This is a genomic window from Roseomonas mucosa ATCC BAA-692, from assembly GCF_000622225.1.
GTDB lineage: Bacteria > Pseudomonadota > Alphaproteobacteria > Acetobacterales > Acetobacteraceae > Roseomonas > Roseomonas mucosa.
Window position 1 is genome coordinate 269626 of the sequence record NZ_JHWD01000003.1, and the last position, 17718, is coordinate 287343.

The window sequence follows — 17718 nt, forward strand, 5'->3', positions numbered from 1 at the left end:
CCCCCTCAGCCATTGTCCAGCGAACCGAGCAGGTCCTGGAAGTCCTTCGCCTCGCGGAAATTCTCGTAGACGCTGGCGAAGCGCACATAGGCCACCTGGTCCAGCTCCTTCAGCCGCTCCAGAACCATGCGGCCGATCTGCTTGGAGGTGACCTCGCTGTCGCCGTCCGTTTCCAGCCGGCGCTGGAGGCTGTTGACGATGCGGTCCACGGCCCCCTCCTCCACCGGCCGCTTGCGTAGCGCGACCCGGATGGAGCGCCCGAGCTTGTCGCGGTCGAAGGGCACGCGGCGCCCGTCGGTCTTCACCACCGTCAGCTCGCGGAGCTGCACCCGCTCGAAGGTGGTGAAGCGCTCGCCGCAGCCGTTGCAGACGCGGCGGCGGCGGATGGAGGTGCCGTCGTCAGCCGGCCGGCTGTCCTTGACCTGCGTATCCTCGCTTCCGCAGAAAGGGCAGCGCACCGGCCGGCGGTCCCGTCAGGCCTGGTAGATCGGGAACCGGTTGCAGAGTTCGAGGACCCGGGCCTTCACCGCCGTCTCGGCGGCGCCGTTGGCCCCGGGGTCGTTGGCCTTGCCCAGCCCTTCCAGCACCTGGCCGATGAGCTGGCCGACCTCGCGGAACTCGGCCTCGCCGAAGCCGCGCGTGGTGCCGGCGGGCGAGCCCAGCCGCACGCCGGAGGTCACCATCGGCTTTTCCGGGTCGAAGGGGATGGCGTTCTTGTTGCAGGTCAGGTGGGCGCGGTTCAGCGCCGCCTCCGCCGCCTTGCCGGTCAGCGACTTGGGCCGCAGGTCCACCAGCATCAGGTGGTTGTCCGTGCCGCCGGTGACGATGCCGAAGCCCAGGGATTGCAGCGTCTCGGCCAGGGCCTTGGCATTGGCCACCGTCTGACGGGCATAGGCGCGGAAATCGGGGCGCAGCGCCTCGCCGAAGGCGACGGCCTTGGCGGCGATGACATGCATCAGCGGCCCGCCCTGGAGGCCCGGGAAGACGGCGCTGTTGATCTTCTTGGCCAGCGCCTCGTCATTGGTGAGGATCATGCCGCCGCGCGGGCCGCGCAGGGTCTTGTGCGTGGTGGTGGTGGTGACATGGGCGTGCGGTACGGGCGAGGGATGCGCACCGCCCGCCACGAGGCCGGCGAAATGCGCCATGTCCACCATGAAATAGGCGCCGACCTCGTCCGCGATCTCGCGGAAGCGGGCGAAGTCCCAGTGCCGGGCGTAGGCGGAGCCGCCGGCCACGATCACCTTGGGACGGCTTTCCCGCGCGATGCGGGCGACCTCCTCCATGTCGATGATCTGGTCCTCGCGCCGCACCGTATAGGGCGCGACCTTGAACCACTTGCCCGACTGGTTGGCCGGGGAGCCATGGGTCAGGTGCCCGCCCGCGGCGAGGTCCAGGCCCATGAAGGTGTCGCCCGGCTGCATCAGCGCGAAGAACACCGCCTGGTTGGCCTGGGCGCCGCTATGCGGCTGGACATTGGCGAAGCTGCAATCGAACAGCTTCTTCGCCCGCTCGATCGCCAGGGACTCGGCGATGTCCACGACCTCGCAGCCGCCATAGTAGCGGCGGCCGGGATAGCCCTCCGCATACTTGTTGGTCAGCACCGAGCCCTGCGCCTCCATCACCGCGCGGGAAACGATGTTCTCGGAGGCGATCAGCTCGATCCCGTCCTGCTGCCGCGCCAGCTCGCCGGTCAGGGTGGCGGCGATCTCGGGATCGGTCTCGCTCAGCGGCGCGGAGAAGAAGCGCGACAGGTTCGGGGCGGTGGTCTGGTCGTTCATCGGGGGGGCCTCAGGCGGAAGGCGTGCGTTCGGGCGTCAGCTTGGTCACGCGGCGCTCGTGCCGCCCGCCCTCATAGGGGGTGGTCAGGAAGGCGCGCAGGGCGTCCAGCGCCACTTCCGGTCCAGTCACCCGGGCGCCGAGGGCGATGACATTGGCATCGTTGTGCTGGCGCGACAGCCGCGCGCCGGTGACATCGTGGACCAGGGCGCAGCGGATCTTCGGGTGGCGGTTGGCCGCAATGGAGATGCCGATTCCCGTGCCGCAGACCAGCACGCCGAACGGGGCGTGGCCGGAGCTGACCGACTGCGCCACCTTGTTCGCGAAATCCGGGTAGTCCACGCTTTCCGATCCATGCGTGCCGAAATCCTCGACCGTATGGCCGGCGCCTTCCAGCGCCTTCTTCAGCGCGGCCTTCAGCTCGACGCCGGCATGGTCGCTGCCCATCGCCACCATGAACGTGGCGCGCGGGGGGGAGGATTGTGTCATGTGCCGTTCCCTACCATGGCTGCGGGTTCCGTGAAACAACGACCGCCCCGTTGCCGTTGCCCGGGCTGCCATGCACCGGTCGTGGCGCCGCCGGATGCGGTCACTCCTGGCCGCCGGGCGGCAGGCGGGCCAGGAAGGCCGCCACCCGGCGGAGCGCGTCGGCGCGGGCCGCCGCGTCGGTGCCCATCCGCACCCGGCCATCGCCCTTCGGGGTGATGGCCATGCCGGACAGTTCCCGCACGGGCATATGGGGCTGGTCGAAGCCATGTTCCGCCCCCGGATAGGTCACGCTTTCGACGGACGGGCCCGGCCGCTCCCCGGCGCGGCGAGCCAGGGCCTCGCAGAAGCGCGCCGGGGTCCAGCCGTCGGCGCCGCCCAGCAGCATCAGCACCGGCGATGCCGGATCGAAGGGCGGCAAGGCACGGCCGACCCGGACGCAGCCGGGATAGAGGGCCACGGCCCCCCGGACCAGCCCCTCCGGCACAGGACCGAAGACGCGGTTGGCCGCCGCGAGCACCGTGCTGCCGCCATGCGACCAGCCGAGCAGCACGACGCCGCCCGCCGCCGCCCAGCCCTGCCGTTCCGCCCAGGCGGCAGCGGCCAGCGCATCCCCGCGCCGGAGGTTCTCCGGCTGAATGCCGCGCTCCCCGCCATGGCAGACCTCGGCGACGCCGCGCGGCCCGAAACTGTCGGGGAAGAGCACGGGATGGCCGCTCGCGGCGAGGCGCGCTGCCCAGTCCGCCTCGCGCGCCGGCAGGTGCATGGGCCGGGCCGGTCCGCCCAGCCCGCCGCAGCCATGCAGGGCCACCACCGGCACGCCCTTCCGCCCGCCTTCGGGCAGCACCAGCAGGGCGCGGAGCGTGATGCCGTCCGGGCCGGGGAAGGCCACGGCTTCCGGCGCCACCATCGCCGGCCGGGCTGTGGCGAGGGTGGACAGAAGGCAGGCCAGGGCCGCCAAAGGGCCCAGGCAAGGGCCCCGGCGCGGCGGGCGTAGGCGGAACGGGTTCATGCCAGGATCTCCCGCCGCCCCGGGGTTGGGCGGCACGCAGCGGATGCGCGGCCCGCGCCAGACCCTTCCGGTCCTGGCCGCAGCCCCGCGCAACGGGAATTTGGCATCCGGCGGCGGTTTGGCCACATAGGGGGCTCCGATGGCCGGATCGCCCGGCGTCGCGGGGCCTTGCCCCTGGCGCCCGGCGGCTCCGTTTCGCAGAGGCCCGAGAACCGCGTGATCATTCCCAGCTTTCCCCTCGCCCGCCCGCGCCGCAACCGGCGCGACGACTGGACCCGTCGTCTCGTGGCCGAGAACCGGCTTTCGGTGGATGACCTGATCTGGCCGATCTTCATCCGCGAGGGCGATGGGGCGCCCGTCGAGGTGGCCTCCATGCCCGGCCAGTTCCGCGTCGGGCTGGACCGGATCGTGGAGCATGTGGGCCAGGCGGTGGAGCTGGGCATCCCGGCCGTCGCGCTCTTTCCCGCCACGCCGGCCGGGCGGAAGGATGCCGAGGGGACCGAGGCACATAATCCGGAGAACCTGATCTGCAGCGCCGCCCGCGCGTTGCGCGCCGCCTTCCCGAAGCTCGGCCTGATCGGCGACGTGGCGCTCGATCCCTATACCGACCACGGCCATGACGGGGTGATCCGCGACGGCTATGTCCACAACGACGATTCCGTCGCGGTGCTGGTGAAGCAGGCGCTGGTGCAGGCCGAGGCGGGGATCGACTGCCTCGCCCCCTCCGACATGATGGACGGGCGCATCGCCGCCATCCGCCGGGCGCTGGACGAGAAGGGCCTCGTGGACACGCGGATCATGTCCTACGCGGCCAAGTACGCCTCCGGCTTCTACGGCCCCTTCCGCGACGCGCTGGGCTCGGGCGGCGCGCTGAAGGGCGACAAGAAGACCTACCAGATGGACCCGGCCAATTCCGACGAGGCGCTGCGCGAGGTGGCGATGGACCTGTCGGAAGGCGCCGACATGGTCATGGTCAAGCCGGGGATGCCCTATCTCGACATCATCCGCCGGGTGAAGGACGAGTTCGGCGTGCCGACCTTCGCCTACCAGGTGAGTGGCGAGTACGCGATGCTGACGGCGGCGATCCGCAACGGCTGGCTGGATGGCGACCGCGTGGTGCTGGAGGCGCTGATGAGCTTCAAGCGCGCCGGCTGCGACGGGGTGCTGACCTATTTCGCGCTGGACGCCGCGCGGCGGCTGCGCGCCGGCTGAAACACCGGGGGCACGGAGCGCCCGGGGGAGAATCCTCCCCCGGGCGGTGTCCTCAGCGGTGCTGCGGCGGCACCGGGCGGATGCGGCCGCGCGGGGCCGGCGGGGCGGCGGGCGCCGGGGTATCGAGGAAGATCTCGCGCAGCCGCCCGGCCAGGTAGGTCTGCGCCTCCCTGGCCTTGGACAGCACGGCATCGGCGCCGAAGAACTCGTGCGTCACGCCGGGATAGACCTGCCGTTCCACCGGCGCGCCGGCCCGGCGCATCGCTTCCTCCAGCCGGGCGCCGTCATCGGCCAGCGGGTCGATCTGGGCGTTGACGATGATGGTCCGCGGCAGGCCGCGCAGGTCCGCCTTGCCGTAGATGTTCAGGCGCGGGTCCTGCAGGTCCGATCCGCCATTGGTGTACTGCCCCAGGAACCAGAGCAGCGCCGGGGTGCCGAGCGGCTTGGCATTGGCGAACTGCTTGTAGGACGGCGTCTGGTCGGTGCCCGCGACCGGATAGATGGCGCCCACGGCCATCGGCTTCGGCGCATTGCCGGCATGGGCCGCGAGCGCCGTGGCCAAGGCGAGGTTGCCGCCCGCGCTCTCGCCCACGATGGCGACCTTGTTCGGATCGGCGCCCAGCACGGTGGCGTTGCGCACCGCCCAGACATAGGCGGCATAGGCGTCGTCATGCGCCGCCGGGAACTTGTTCTCCGGCGCCTTGCGGTAGTCCACCGAGACCACCACGGCGTTCGCGTCGGCCGAGAGGGCGCGGCAGGAGCTGTCATAGGTGTCGAGGTCCGCCAGCACCCAGCCGCCGCCATGGAAATAGACGATCAGCGGCAGCGGCTTCTGTCCCCGGCGCTCGGGGAGCTGGGCCGAGCTGTAGACGCGGGCCGGCAGCGCGCCGCCCGGGCCGGGGATGGAGATGTCGCGCACCAGCGGCAGCGGGCGCGGGTCGGTGGACTTGCCGTTCTGGAGCAGCAGCCGCTTCACCGCGTCGGACAGGCCGGGCTGCAGCCGCGCCTCCAGCGGCGACAGGGTCTCCACCGGCTTCGGGTTCAGCGAGGCGAGGCTCTCCAGCAGCGCCTTCATCTCGGGGTCCGCCAGCCCCGTGGGATCGGCCGGGCCGGCGGGCGGGGCGGAGGTGCTGGCGCAGGCCGAGAGCAGGGCGGGCATCCCGAGGCCCAGGAACAGGGCGGATCGGCGGGAAAGCGGTGTCATCGGGCAGGTTTCCTCAGGTTACCGGACCCGGCTGCATGAGCCGGGAAGACGGTCCGGGAACGCCGGGGGCGCGGGCACGGTTCCTGCCGGTCGCGCATGGCTGATACGTTTCGTCACGGCGTAACCTCCGCGTGTGCATCCCGCTCGCGCGCTAGGAAGCGGGCCACGAGGGAGGTCTGGGACAGGCTCATCAGGGCCGGCGCGTGGCCGCAGCCCGGGATCACCGCCAGTTCGGTGCCGGGCCGTTCCAGCATCCGCGCGGCCGTCTCCGGCAGCAGCAGCGGGCTGTCCTCGCCGCGCAGCAGCAGCACCGGCAGGTCCAGCATCCGCCAGAGCGCCCAGAGGTCGACATCGGCGGCGGGCGAGAGCCGCATCGGCTCGCCGATCGCCGGATCGTAGTGCAGCACCAGCCGCCCATCGACCGTCGCCCGCGCGCTGGTTTCCGCGAGGTGACGCCACTGCGCGTCCGTGAGCCGGCCGAAGCCGGCATGGATCGCGCGCAGGTGCCGCTCCAGCGCCGGCAGGTCGGGAAAGCTCAGCGCCTCCGCCATATAGGCGCCGATATGCGACAGCGCCTCCGCCGGGATGAAGGCGCCCACGTCGTTCAGCACCAGGCGCCGCAGCCGGTTGCCCGGCAGCGCCGCCACCGACATGCCGATCAGCCCGCCCATGGAGGTACCGACCCAGTCATAGGGCCGCTCCAGCGAGGCCAGCATCGGCGCCAGGCCAGTCACATAGGTCGGCACGCTGTAGAGCGCGCCCTCGACCAGCCAGTCGCTGATGCCGCGCCCGAAGATATCGGGGCAGATCACCCGCCGGCCCTGCCCGGCCAGCAGGCGGGCCAGCACGTCGAAGTCCCGGCCGGTGCGAGTCAGGCCGTGCACGCAGATCACCGGGTCGCCGTCCAGTGGGCCCCATTCGGTCCAGCGCAGCGTCGCGGCGAAGGGGTTGAAGCGGCAGCGATAGGCCCCGGTGCGGGGCGGTTCCGCCCAGACCCTTTCTGGGGTGGTCATGCGAAGGCGTCTCCCGTTCCGAGTCGTGTCAGGGCTGTCGCGGGCGGATGCTTTCACGCCCCGCCCCGCTTTCCGATCACGTTCCGTCCAGGGCCGGAAGGGGCCGCACCCCCGCGCCGCCTGCCGCCCCTGGCTTGACCATGGCTGGGACCCCTGGCGCCCGCGCCGTCCGCGCCCATACTGCGCGGGCATGCGCCACCCGCACCATCCCCGCCACCGCCCGCCGCGCCGCCCGCTGCGCGCCGCCCTCGCGGTCCTGGCCCTGCTCGTGGTGCTGGCCCTCGCCGCGCTGGCGGGATGCCTGTGGTGGACGCTGCCGGCGCGCGAGGCGGGGCTTTCGCTGCCGGGGCTTTCCGCCCCGGTCGAGGTGGCCCTCGACGCCCAGGGCATCCCCCGCATCGCCGCGCGGAACGAGGTGGATGCGGCCATGGCGCTGGGCCTGCTGCATGCCCGCGACCGGATGTTCCAGATGGACCTGATGCGCCGCAGCGCCTCGGGCCGCCTCGCCGCGATCGCCGGCCCGGCGGCGCTGCGGGCCGACCGCTTCATGCGCGTGCTGGGCCTCGCCGGGCGGGCCGAGGCCGACCTCGTGGCCCAGGCGCCGGAAACGCGGCGCCTGCTGGAGGCCTATGCCGCCGGGGTGAATGCCTGGATCGCCGAACGCGGCCGCTTCGCCGCGCCGGAATTCCTGCTGCTGGGTGCGCCGGAACCCTGGCGGCCCGCCGACAGCCTGCTCTGGGGCAAGCTGATGGGGCTCTACCTGTCCGGCAACTGGCGCACGGAGCTGGCCCGTGCCCGGCTGGCGCGCAGCCTGCCGCCGGAACGGATCGGGGAGCTCTGGCCCGCCGACGAATCCTCCGGCAGCGCCGAGGTGGCCGCGGCCATGCCGGCGCCAGGCACGCCCGGCCCGGAGGCGCTGGAGCGGCTGCTGGCCGCCCTGCCGGAATTCCCGGGCGATGCGCCCCTGCCGGACAGCGCCTCCAACGCCTGGGCCGTGGCGGCGCGGCGCTCCGCCACGGGGGGCGCCCTGCTGGCCTCGGACCCGCATCTCGGCTTCGGCGCGCCGATCCTGTGGTATCTGGCGCGGATCGAGCTGCCGGAGGGACGCTTCCTGGCCGGGGCCACGGCGCCCGGCGTGCCCTTCGTGGTGATCGGCCGCAGCGACCGGCTGGCCTGGGGCTTCACCACCACCCATTCCGACACGCAGGATGTCTTCGTCGAGCGCCTCGCGGGCGTGGCGGGCTACGAGACCCCTGACGGCCCCCGCCCCTTCGCGCTGCGCGAGGAACGGATCGCCGTGCGGGGCCAGCCGGACACGGTGCTGCGGGTGCGCGAGACCCGCCATGGGCCGGTGGTGTCGGATCTGGAGGCACCGGGCGGCGATTCCCCGGAGACGCCCCCCGGCACGGTGCTGGCGGTGCAGATGGCCAGCCTGGCACCGGGCGACACGGCGGCCTCCGGGCTGCACGCGCTGAACCGGGCCGGGACGCTGGAGGAGGCGGGCGAGGCCGTGGCGCGCATCAGCAGCCCCGCGCAGAACGTCGTGGTGGCGGATGCGGCGGGCGAGGTGGCGCTGTTCCTGGCGGGACGCACGCCCATCCGGGCCTCGGGCGATGGCGGCATGCCGGCGCCGGGCTGGGACGGCAGCCATGACTGGACCGGCTGGATCCCCTTCGCGGAGATGCCGAACACGCTGCGCCCGGCCTCCGGCGCGGTGGCCAATGCGAACAACCGGGTGCAGCCGCGGGACTCGTCCGTCTTTCTCGGCCGCGACTGGTTCGGCGACTGGCGCTTCCGCCGCATCGCCGGGGCGCTGGCCGCCCGGCCGCGCCATGCGCCGGAGGATTTTGTGGCGCTGCAGGAGGACACGGTCAGCCTGCTGGCCCGCGAGCTGCTGCCCCGTCTCCGCGCCATTCCCCGCCCCGCCGGCCTCGCGGGCGCGGCGCGGGACCTGCTGGACGGCTGGGACGGCGAGATGGCGGCGGACCGGCCGCAGCCGCTGATCTTCAACGCCTGGATGCAGGAGGCCGGCGCCCTGGCCCTGCGCGCCGGCGGCGTGCCGGAAGGAAGCTGGGAGGCGGAGCCGGAATTCCTCCGCTTCGTGCTGACCACCCCGGCGGGCGCCGCGCACTGGTGCGGGCCCGGCGGCTGCGACGCCCTGGTGGCCGAGGCGCTGTCCCGGGCCGGCGACGGGCTCGCCGCGCGCTTCGGCCCGGACCCCGCCGCCTGGCGCTGGGGCGAGGCGCACCGGGCGCTGTTCGAGCATCCGCTGCTGCGCTACGTGCCGCTGCTGTCCCGCCTGACCCGGATCAGCGTGCCGACGCCGGGTGACGACCAGACGGTGAACCGCGGCGGCTACCGGGCGGATTTCGCGCATGTGCACGGGGCGGGCCTGCGGCTGGTGGCGGACCTCGCCTCGCCGGACGGGCTGCTGGCGGTGATCGCCACCGGACAGTCGGGCAATCCCCTGTCCCGGCATTGGTCCGACCTGAACGCGGCCTGGGCGGCCGGGCATCCGCTTCGCCTGGGCCGGGAAGCGCCCGTGGAGGGAAAACTGCATCTTTCTCCCGTCGCGGCACGTTGAAACGGCATTGATGCATTGCGGCCGGGCCCCGCAATCACGAGAATAAGAGGGACGATGCTTTCCCGCAGCCCCACCCGACCGCAGTTCTTCTATACGACCACGCCCCTGCCCTGCCCCTACCTGCCGGGGCGGACGGAGCGGAAGATCGTGACCGAGCTGGCCGGGCCGGATGGCGAGGCGCTGCACGACCGGCTGTCCCGCGCCGGGTTCCGCCGGTCCCACAACATCGCCTATACGCCCGTCTGCCCGGGCTGCCGCGCCTGCATCCCGATCCGCATCCGGGTAGCGGACTTCACCCCCGACCGCACGCAGCGCAAGGTCGGCCGCGCCAATGCCGACCTCCAGGGCCGCGAAACGCCCGCCCGCGCCACGGCGGAGCAGTACGCGCTTTTCCAGCGGTACCAGCAGGGCCGCCACGGCGACGGCGACATGGCCTCGATGGGCTTCTACGACTACCGCGCCATGGTGGAGGACACGCCGATCACCACCCGCGTGATCGAGTTCCGCGAGGCGCCGGACCGGCTGGTGGGCGCCTGTCTGACGGACATGCTGGGGGACGGGCTCTCGGCCGTCTATTCCTTCTACGACCTCAACTCGGCGCGCCGGTCGCTCGGCACCTTCACCATCCTCTGGCTGGTGGAGCACGCGGCGCGGCTGGGCCTGCCCTATGTCTATCTCGGCTACTGGGTGCCGCAGAGCCGGAAGATGGCCTACAAGGCCCGCTTCCGCCCCAGCGAGGTGCTGACCGGCGGCACCTGGCGCCCGCTGACGGATGCGGAGGCCGAAGGCGAGAGCGAACCCGTCGCCGCCTCCCCGGCCCCGGTGGAATAGGCCCGCGCCGCTTCCGCCAGGGCCGCCTGGCCTCTCTCCGCCGCGTCAGGCCGCGGGCGGGGCGAGCGGCGGCGGGGCCAGGCCGTTCGCGGCGGGACCGGCCTCGGTCCTGACCTCCCCACGGCAGACCTCGTGCAGCATGGCGGCCAGCCCGGCCGGCTTGCGCCGTGTCCAGGGTGCCTGCCGCAGCGCCGCCCAGAGCTCCGCATGGCCCGCCTCATGCCTTTCCCGGATGGAGGCGCGGGAGAATTCGGCGTCGCTGCCAGAGATCGCCGTGCTGCCCGGGTCGTAGGTCACGTGCAGGATGTCCATCCGGCTGGTCCGCGCCAGCGCCTTCTCCTCCGGCAGGTCCTGCCCCGCCAGCTCGGGCCGCGCCTCGCGGAGCAGGCTCCGGGCGTGGCAGAGGTCCAGCCGCGCGGCCAGCGAGCGGATGCCGCGGCAGGTCCGGCTGGCATACCGGATCTCCTTCTGCCGCCACTGCACCCCGTCCATGCTGTCCGGCACCGGCCCCTGGCGGTTCCAGAGGTCGATGACGAAGACGACGCAATGGCCCTCCGGCGGGCTGCGCAGGATGGCCTCCAGCGGTGTGTTGGAGACGCAGCCGCCATCCCAGTAGGTACGGCCGCCGATGCGCTGCGGCGGAAAGGCCGGCGGCAGGGCGCCGCTGGCCATGACATGCTCGGGGGTGATGCGGCTTTCGCGGCTGTCGAAGAAGACCAGCTCGCCCGTTTCCACATCCGTGGCCCCCAGGCTGAGCCGCGTCCCGCCCTCGGGGCCGAGGCGGTCGAAGCGGATCAGCCCCTCCAGCGTCCCCCGCAGCGGCGCCGTGTCGTAGAAGCTGAGGGCCGCCATGGAGCCGGGCGGCGAAAGATAGGGACCGGGAAGGCGTGGGGCGAAGAAGCCCGGCTGTCCCAGGAGCAGCGCCTCCCAATGGCTGAGCGCACCGGACAGGCGGGGATTGCAGTCCCGCAGCCCGGCCAGGGCCGTGCCGGGGCGCGAGATGGCCTGCCAGAAGGCGGCCATCCGCTCCAGCCGGTCCGCGGGGTCGTTGCCGGCGATCAGCGCCCCGTTGAAGGCGCCGATGGAGATGCCGATCACCCAGTCCGGGGCGAAGCCGGCCTCCTCCATCGCCTGATAGGCCCCGACCTGGTAGGCGCCGAGCGCGCCACCCCCCTGGAGCGCGAGGATGACCGTCGGCTTGCGCCCGTTCTCGGGGCGCACCGGGACCGGGGCAGTGGCCATGCAGGCCCTCCTGGATCATGGCTGGAACACGGTCCCCCGGCCGGACCGTTCATTCCATCTCAGAAATGCTACACGGCCCGCGCCCGGCCCGCACGCGTTTTCGGCCCCCGCGCCCGGTGGAAGTTCCTCAGCCGTCGAAGCTGTTGCTCTTGGGGAAGCCGTTCGGCGGCATCTTGCCAGCACCGGCGCGGTTCCCCACCCAGCCGGACAGCGCCGTCTCCGTGCGGGTGCGGCCGCCGAGCTGCCAGGTAAGGCCATCGGCGCGGCGGAAGACCTTCACGTCCGACAGCCCGCCATCCTTGTAGCCCTGCAGCGTCACGCCGCGGCCCCGGCTCATCTCCGGCACCTGCTCCAGCGGGAAGACCAGCAGCTTGCGGTTGTCGCCGATCACCGCGACGCTGTCGCCCTCGACATCCGTGACTACGAAGAGGCGGTCCGGCGGCTCCACGGTCAGCACGTTCTTGCCGGTGCGCTTCTCGGCCAGCAGGTCCTCGGCCCGGGCGATGAAGCCGCGCCCGGCCTTGGAGGCGAGCAGGAAGCGCAGCCCTTCCTTGTGGACGAAGGCGGCGATGATCTCGTCCTCGTTGCCCAGATCGACCATCAGGCGCACAGGCTGCCCGTCGCCGCGCCCACGTGGGAGGGCGTCGGCCTTGATGGTATAGGCGCGGCCGTTGGAGGCCATGAAGACGATGCGGTCCGTGGTCTCCGCATGCAGGCTGAGCTGCAGGGAGTCGCCTTCCTTGAAGCGCAGCTCGGCCTCGGGCGGCAGGTGCCCCTTCTGCGCGCGCAGCCAGCCCTTCTCGGACAGGATGACGGTGATCGGCTCGCGCTCCACGAAGGCGGATTCGTCCACCAGCGCCGCCGCCGGGGCCTGGGCCTGCACGGTGCGGCGGTCGCCCAGCGCGCCGGCGCCGAACTTCTCCCGCGTCGCTTCCAGCTCCTCGCCGATCCGCTTCCAGCGCGCCGCCTCGCTGGACAGCAGGCGCTGCAGCGTCTTGCCTTCTGCCGTGAGCTTCTTGTGCTCCCGCCGGATCTCCATCTCCTCCAGCTTGCGCAGGGCGCGCAGGCGCATGTTCAGCACCGCCTCGGCCTGCACCTCGGTGAGCGAGAAGGTGCGGATCAGCGCCTCCTTGGGATGGTCCTCCTCGCGCACGATGCGGATCACCTCGTCGAGGTTGAGATAGACGGCGAGATAGCCGTCCAGGATCTCCAGCCGCCGCTCGATCGCCGCCAGCCGGTGCTGCGAACGCCGCACCAGCACCACCTCCCGGTGGTCCAGCCAGTGGCGCAGCACCTCCTTCAGCCCCATCACGCGCGGGGTGCGGTCGGCGGCGAGCACGTTCATGTTCAGCGGGATGCGCGATTCCAGCGGCGTGGCGCGGAACAGCGTCTCCATCAGCATGGCGGGATCGACGGCGCGCGTCTTCGGCTCCAGCACCACGCGGACCACATCGGTGCTCTCGTCCCGCACATCGGCCAGCAGGGGCAGCTTCTTCTGCTCCAGCAGCTCGGCGATCTGCTCGATCAGGCGGGACTTGGCGACCTGGTAGGGGATTTCCGTGACCACGACCTGCCAGGTGCCGTTCTTGAGCGGCTCGACCTCCCATTTCGCGCGCAGGCGGAAGCCGCCACGTCCGGTCTCGTAGGCATTCAGGATCGCCTCGGGGCTTTCCACCAGCACGCCACCGGTCGGGAAATCCGGCCCCGGCACGTGGCGGACCAGGTCGGCCGTGGTGGCGGCCGGGTTGCGCACCAGCTCCAGCGCCGCGGCGCAGAGTTCGCCCGCATTGTGTGGCGGGATCGAGGTCGCCATGCCGACCGCGATGCCGTTGGCGCCATTGGCCAGCAGGTTCGGGAAGGCCGCCGGCAGCACCACCGGCTCCCGCTCCTCCCCGTCATAGGTCGGGCGGAAATCGACCGAGTCCTCCTCGATCCCCTCCAGCAGCGCCTTGGCCACCTCGGTGAGCTTGGATTCGGTGTAGCGCATGGCCGCGGCGTTATCGCCGTCGATATTGCCGAAATTCCCCTGCCCCTCGACCAGCGGGTAGCGGGCGGCGAAATCCTGCGCCAGCCGCACCAGGGCCTCGTAGACCGAGGCATCGCCGTGCGGGTGGAACTTGCCGATCACGTCGCCCACCACGCGGGCGCATTTCTTGAAGCCGCCCGCCGGGTCCAGCTTGAGCTGGTGCATCGCCCAGAGCAGGCGGCGGTGCACCGGCTTCAGCCCGTCCCGCACATCCGGCAGGGAGCGCGAGACGATGGTGGACATCGCATAGGCGAGGTAGCGCTCGCTCAGCGCCTCGGCCAGCCGCGTCTCGTTGACGCGCCCGCCTTCCGGAAGGGTCTTCAGGTCATCCGGCATCGCTCAGTCCTCTCGCCCGATGGCGTTCTTGCTTCGTTCTCGATCTCAGTCTGGCGTTCTACGCCGAAACATCGTCCGGGGGAACCTCCGGCGGCGGTTCCGGCGGCGCGGCCAGGGCGGAGACGCGGTCGTAGAGCATCTCCCGGGCCGCCGGGACCGGCCGGTGCCGCGTGCCGAAGGCGTCGCGGGCCAGGAAATGCCCGGTCAGGCGCAGCCCGGCGGCCCAGTCCCCTGGCCCGGACGCGGCTTCGGCATCGCGCAGAAAGGCCGGCAGCGGCAGGAGACGGTCGCGATAGGGTTCCGCGACTTCGGCGCAGACCGCCCGGCCGGTGCGGGGCGAGACATGGGTCAGGCCCTCGGTCGCCCCGGTCTGGGCGCAGCGGGACAGGTCGAGCCCGTAGCCCAGGTCGGTCAGCAGCAGCAGCTCCCAGCGGATATAGTCGGGCAGCAATCCCGGCGTCGCCGCTGCCTCCTGCGTGCCCAGCCGCGCCAGGATGGGCAGTAGCCCCCGGAACAGGCGCGGATGCGCCTCCCGCTCCGGCAGAGCCTCGCCAGCCACCGCGCAGGCGGCGGAGAGCAATGCGAGCGCCAGCGGGTCCTCCAGCGCCAGGGCGGCGGTGGGGTGGACCAGCTCGCCGCCCAGGCTGCCGAGCTGGTCGGCCAGCCGGGCCCGCCAGCGCGCCTCGATCAGGTTGCCCGCCTGCCAGACCGCCGCCTGCCCGCGGGAGGCACCGCCATGCACCATGCCGCCATGGCGCCCTTGCGCCTCGGTCAGCACCACCGCCACCGCCCCGCCCTCGCCATAGGGGCGGGCATCGAGGACGATGGCCGGGGCCTGCCACTCGATCAGGGGGCTACCCCTCTTCCTCGTGCAGGCCGATGGCGCGCAGCCGGGCGCGCTCCTCGTCCCAGCCCGGGCGCTCCTTGACGTTCAGGAAGAGGTGGACGCGGCGTTCCAGCAGGCGGGTCAGCTCCTCCCGCGCCCGGCGGCCGATCTCCTTGATGCGCGCGCCGCCATCACCGATCAGGATCGCCTTCTGGCTGGCCCGGCCGACATAGATGGTGCAGTCCACCCGAACGCTGCCGTCGCGCCGCTCCTGCCAGCTCTCGGTCTCCACCGTGGCGTGGTGCGGCACCTCCTCATGCGTCTGGCGCAGGATCTGCTCGCGCACGATCTCGGCGGCCAGCATCCGCTCGTTGAGGTCGGACAGCTCGTCCTCGGGGAAGAGCCAGGGCCCCTCCGGCATGGTCTCGGCCAGTTTCGCGGTCAGCCGCTCCAGCCCGTCGCCGGTCTCGGCGCTGACCATGAAGGTCTCGGCGAAGGTGAGCTGCTCGTTCAGCGCGGCGGTCAGCGGCAGCAGCCGCTTGGTGTCCAGCAGGTCGGTCTTGTTCAGCACCAGCCAGAGTGTCGGGGAGCCCCGCCGCAGCCGGTCCACGATCGCCTGCACCGCCTCTGTCAGCCCGGCCCGCGCATCCACCACCAGCAGCGCCATGTCGGCATCCTGCGCGCCCGTCCAGGCGGCGGCGACCATGGCGCGGTCGAGGCGGCGCTTGGGGCGGAAGATGCCCGGCGTGTCGGTCAGCACGACCTGGGAACGGCCGTGCATCAGCACCGCCCGCACCCGGAAGCGCGTGGTCTGCGGCTTGGGCGAGACGATGGTGACCTTGGCGCCGGTCAGCCGGTTCACCAGGGTGGACTTGCCGGCATTGGGCGCGCCCAGCACGGCGACGATGCCGGCGCGGGTCGGCCCCGGGGGCGCCTCCGGCGGCTGTTCCGGCGGGGAGCCTGGGAGCTGTTCCGCTTCCCGGGCTTCTGCCTGACCGGGATGCTGTCCGGCTTGGGTCCCAGGCCGCCGGGCCACCGGCACGGGTTCCTCGGGCGTGTCCGCCCTGTTCTCGGTCATGATTCTTCTTCTCGGGCCCGCACCGTGCCAGGAGCTGGGCCAGGAACTGGGCCAGGGGCCGGGCCGGTGTTTCCCGCCTCCGGGGGCAGGCCGGCCAGCCAGGCCTCGGCGGCGGCCTGTTCGGCGGCGCGCTTGGTGTCGCCCTTGCCCTCGGCGGTGCGGCCCTGCGCCTGCACCTCGATCACGAAGACGGGCGCGTGGGAGGGACCGGTGGTGGAGGCCGTCCGGTACACCGGCAGGCCCAGGCCACGGCCCAGCGTCCATTCCTGCAGGCGACTCTTGGCGGACATGGGCGGGGTCGGGTCGGCGGCCATCAGCTCGGCCCAGTAGCGGCGGACGAAGCGCTGCGCCGCCTCCAGCCCGCCATCGAGGTACAGCGCTCCGATCAGTGCCTCCGTGGCGTCGGCCAGCACGGTGGCGCGCTGGCGCAGCCCGGTGCGGCCCTCGGCCGGGGGGATGCGCAGGGCCTCGGACAGGCCGATCCCTTCCCCGACCTTGGCCAGCGTGTCGGCGGCCACCAGCACGGCGAGGCGCTTGCCCAGTTCGCCCTCCCGCTCCTGCGGGAAACGCTCGGCCAACCATTCGGCGATGGCGAGCGCGAGCACGCGGTCGCCCAGGAACTCCAGGCGCTCGTTGCTGTCGAGCTGCCGGCGGCGCGGGTCGGCGGCGGAGCGGTGGGTCAGGGCCTGGGAAAGCAGGGCCGGATTGGCGAAGCGGTGCCCCAGGCGGTCGGCGAAGTCACTCACGGCGGTCAGCGAATCCCCGAGAAGATTCGGTTCCAGCGGACCTCGAAGGGCCAGCGCCAGACCTGCCACCAGGGCGCGGAACCGTCCCAGGAGAAGAAGATGAACTCGGCGCGGCCCACCAGGTTCTCCACCGGCACGAAGCCGACCGCGTTCATGTAGCGGCTGTCCTGGCTGTTGTCCCGGTTGTCGCCCATGGCGAAGAGATGCCCGGCCGGGACCAGGTATTCCGGCGTGTTGTCCGCCTGCCCGTTGTCCGAGAACTCGATGATGTTGTGCGTCCGGGGCTGCGCGCCGGCGCTGGGCGGCAGCGTTTCCAGGTAGCGCCGGGCCTCCATGGTCGGCCCGTCGCCGGTCACGGTGTAGGGGCCGGCGAAGTCCCGCTTCACCGGCTGGCCGTTCACGTAGAGGATGCCGCCGGTCACCCGGATGCGGTCGCCCGGCAGGCCGACGATGCGCTTGATGTAGTCCGTCGTGCCGTCGGAGGGCAGCTTGAACACCACCACGTCGCCGCGCGCCGGCAGGCGGCCGAGGATACGTCCGGAGAACAGGTCCGGCGTGAAGGGCAGCGATGCGTTCGAATAGCCATAGGCGTATTTCGACACGAACAGGTAGTCGCCGACCTGGAGGGTCGGGATCATGCTGCCGGAGGGGATGTTGAAGGGCTCGAAGGCCACCGTCCGGATGCCCACCGCGATGATCACGGCGTAGACGATGGTCTTGAGGCTCTCCACCCAGCCGCCCTGGGCCTTGTTCTTCGCCATGCTGCTCAAGGGAAGGATCCACGTTCGCGCGGCACGGAAGGGGCCGCAGGGGGCCGGTTAGACCCCCTGGCCCTCCGGCCTGTCAAGGAAGGCCGTGCGGCGTGCCGCCGATACCGGACCCGATGCCCGGGCTGGCGGCCAGGGTCACGGGGATGCCGGCGATGATCACGATCGCCTCGGCATAAGGGTATTCGTCGGTCATGGTCAGGCTGACCTGGGCGGCGTAGCCCCGCGGCGTGATGGCCGAAAGCCGCGCCGCCGCGCCGCCGGTCAGCCGCAGCGTGGGCTGGCCGGTGGACAGGTTCACCACCCCCAGGTCGCGGTGGAAGACGCCGTGGCTGAAGCCCGTGCCCAGCGCCTTGGAGGCCGCCTCCTTGGCCGCGAAGCGCTTGGCATAGGTGGCGGCGCGCAGCTTCTCGGTGCGCGATTCCGCCTTGCGCCGCTCGGCCTCGGTGAAGACGCGCTGCACGAAGCGGTCGCCGTGCCGCGCCAGCACCTTCTCGATGCGGCGGATGTCCACGATGTCGTTGCCGAGGCCGATGATCATGCCTCCGGTCATAGCGTGGCGACGGGGAAACGTCGCCC

16 protein-coding genes are annotated in these 17718 nt (G+C 72.3%); 3 read left to right on the forward strand and 13 right to left on the reverse strand.

What is annotated here, in order from left to right:
* Window positions 1-5 precede the first annotated feature (5 nt).
* The 4 genes from nrdR to BT98_RS0106130 form a co-directional block, all read right to left on the reverse strand.
* Complete coding sequence (nrdR, locus tag BT98_RS0106115) at window positions 6-458, reverse strand: transcriptional regulator NrdR (protein ID WP_019460270.1); 453 nt, start codon at window positions 456-458, stop codon at window positions 6-8.
* A gap of 15 nt (window positions 459-473) precedes the next feature.
* Complete coding sequence (gene glyA, locus BT98_RS0106120) at window positions 474-1778, reverse strand: serine hydroxymethyltransferase (RefSeq protein ID WP_019460271.1); 1305 nt, start codon at window positions 1776-1778, stop codon at window positions 474-476.
* A gap of 10 nt (window positions 1779-1788) precedes the next feature.
* The gene (gene rpiB, locus BT98_RS0106125; protein WP_019460272.1) at window positions 1789-2265 is read right to left on the reverse strand and encodes a ribose 5-phosphate isomerase B; all 477 of its coding nucleotides are present in this window, start codon (window positions 2263-2265) and stop codon (window positions 1789-1791) included.
* A 100-nt stretch (window positions 2266-2365) separates the two neighbouring features.
* Window positions 2366-3274: a dienelactone hydrolase family protein gene (locus BT98_RS0106130; RefSeq protein WP_051004754.1), complete on the reverse strand. Its 909-nt coding sequence runs from the start codon at window positions 3272-3274 to the stop codon at window positions 2366-2368.
* Window positions 3275-3490: 216 nt separating this feature from the next.
* Here BT98_RS0106130 and hemB point away from each other — a divergent pair, with 216 nt between their 5' ends.
* A complete protein-coding gene (gene hemB, locus BT98_RS0106135; protein ID WP_026033048.1) occupies window positions 3491-4486 on the forward strand; it encodes a porphobilinogen synthase in 996 nt (331 codons plus the stop codon).
* Window positions 4487-4538: 52 nt separating this feature from the next.
* Here the strand turns inward: hemB and BT98_RS0106140 are convergent, their stop codons facing one another.
* Both BT98_RS0106140 and BT98_RS0106145 read right to left on the reverse strand, forming a co-directional pair.
* On the reverse strand, window positions 4539-5690 hold the full coding sequence (locus BT98_RS0106140; protein WP_019460275.1) for an alpha/beta hydrolase: 1152 nt from the start codon (window positions 5688-5690) through the stop codon (window positions 4539-4541).
* A 113-nt stretch (window positions 5691-5803) separates the two neighbouring features.
* Window positions 5804-6703, reverse strand: coding sequence for an alpha/beta fold hydrolase (locus tag BT98_RS0106145; protein WP_019460276.1), 900 nt, complete (start codon window positions 6701-6703; stop codon window positions 5804-5806).
* A gap of 190 nt (window positions 6704-6893) precedes the next feature.
* Between BT98_RS0106145 and BT98_RS0106150 the strand changes: the two genes are divergently transcribed.
* Both BT98_RS0106150 and BT98_RS0106155 read left to right on the forward strand, forming a co-directional pair.
* The gene (locus BT98_RS0106150) at window positions 6894-9287 is read left to right on the forward strand and encodes a penicillin acylase family protein (protein WP_019460277.1); all 2394 of its coding nucleotides are present in this window, start codon (window positions 6894-6896) and stop codon (window positions 9285-9287) included.
* A 54-nt stretch (window positions 9288-9341) separates the two neighbouring features.
* On the forward strand, window positions 9342-10118 hold the full coding sequence (locus tag BT98_RS0106155) for an arginyltransferase (protein WP_019460278.1): 777 nt from the start codon (window positions 9342-9344) through the stop codon (window positions 10116-10118).
* 45 nt (window positions 10119-10163) lie between these two features.
* On the opposite strand, the gene BT98_RS23430 is transcribed toward BT98_RS0106155, so the two are convergent.
* The 7 genes from BT98_RS23430 to acpS form a co-directional block, all read right to left on the reverse strand.
* On the reverse strand, window positions 10164-11360 hold the full coding sequence (locus BT98_RS23430; protein ID WP_019460279.1) for a patatin-like phospholipase family protein: 1197 nt from the start codon (window positions 11358-11360) through the stop codon (window positions 10164-10166).
* A 127-nt stretch (window positions 11361-11487) separates the two neighbouring features.
* Window positions 11488-13722: a DNA topoisomerase IV subunit A gene (gene parC, locus BT98_RS0106165; RefSeq protein WP_019460280.1), complete on the reverse strand. Its 2235-nt coding sequence runs from the start codon at window positions 13720-13722 to the stop codon at window positions 11488-11490.
* A gap of 58 nt (window positions 13723-13780) precedes the next feature.
* Window positions 13781-14569, reverse strand: coding sequence for a DNA repair protein RecO (recO, locus tag BT98_RS0106170; protein ID WP_026033049.1), 789 nt, complete (start codon window positions 14567-14569; stop codon window positions 13781-13783).
* A 7-nt stretch (window positions 14570-14576) separates the two neighbouring features.
* Window positions 14577-15626 (reverse strand): GTPase Era, encoded by a 1050-nt coding sequence (gene era, locus BT98_RS0106175; RefSeq protein WP_019460282.1) that lies wholly within the window; start codon window positions 15624-15626, stop codon window positions 14577-14579.
* Window positions 15623-16372: a ribonuclease III gene (gene rnc / locus BT98_RS0106180; protein WP_019460283.1), complete on the reverse strand. Its 750-nt coding sequence runs from the start codon at window positions 16370-16372 to the stop codon at window positions 15623-15625. The genes era and rnc overlap by 4 nt, the downstream gene beginning before the upstream one ends.
* Before the next feature lie 5 nt (window positions 16373-16377).
* Window positions 16378-17133, reverse strand: a complete 756-nt coding sequence (lepB, locus tag BT98_RS0106185) for a signal peptidase I (RefSeq protein WP_019460284.1) — start codon at window positions 17131-17133, stop codon at window positions 16378-16380.
* An 82-nt stretch (window positions 17134-17215) separates the two neighbouring features.
* Window positions 17216-17680, reverse strand: coding sequence for a holo-ACP synthase (gene acpS / locus BT98_RS0106190; protein ID WP_019460285.1), 465 nt, complete (start codon window positions 17678-17680; stop codon window positions 17216-17218).
* Window positions 17681-17718: the final 38 nt, after the last annotated feature.

What these genes read in the sequence shown, in the direction of transcription:
- glyA (WP_019460271.1), bottom strand. Translation starts at nt 1,778, where the DNA reads ATGAACGACCAGACCACCGCCCCGAACCTGTCGCGCTTCTTCTCCGCG.
- rpiB (WP_019460272.1), bottom strand. Translation starts at nt 2,265, where the DNA reads ATGACACAATCCTCCCCCCCGCGCGCCACGTTCATGGTGGCGATGGGC.
- BT98_RS0106130 (WP_051004754.1), bottom strand. Translation starts at nt 3,274, where the DNA reads ATGAACCCGTTCCGCCTACGCCCGCCGCGCCGGGGCCCTTGCCTGGGC.
- BT98_RS0106140 (WP_019460275.1), bottom strand. Translation starts at nt 5,690, where the DNA reads ATGACACCGCTTTCCCGCCGATCCGCCCTGTTCCTGGGCCTCGGGATG.
- BT98_RS0106145 (WP_019460276.1), bottom strand. Translation starts at nt 6,703, where the DNA reads ATGACCACCCCAGAAAGGGTCTGGGCGGAACCGCCCCGCACCGGGGCC.
- BT98_RS0106150 (WP_019460277.1), top strand. Translation starts at nt 6,894, where the DNA reads ATGCGCCACCCGCACCATCCCCGCCACCGCCCGCCGCGCCGCCCGCTG.
- BT98_RS0106155 (WP_019460278.1), top strand. Translation starts at nt 9,342, where the DNA reads ATGCTTTCCCGCAGCCCCACCCGACCGCAGTTCTTCTATACGACCACG.
- BT98_RS23430 (WP_019460279.1), bottom strand. Translation starts at nt 11,360, where the DNA reads ATGGCCACTGCCCCGGTCCCGGTGCGCCCCGAGAACGGGCGCAAGCCG.
- parC (WP_019460280.1), bottom strand. Translation starts at nt 13,722, where the DNA reads ATGCCGGATGACCTGAAGACCCTTCCGGAAGGCGGGCGCGTCAACGAG.
- era (WP_019460282.1), bottom strand. Translation starts at nt 15,626, where the DNA reads ATGACCGAGAACAGGGCGGACACGCCCGAGGAACCCGTGCCGGTGGCC.
- lepB (WP_019460284.1), bottom strand. Translation starts at nt 17,133, where the DNA reads ATGGCGAAGAACAAGGCCCAGGGCGGCTGGGTGGAGAGCCTCAAGACC.
- acpS (WP_019460285.1), bottom strand. Translation starts at nt 17,680, where the DNA reads ATGATCATCGGCCTCGGCAACGACATCGTGGACATCCGCCGCATCGAG.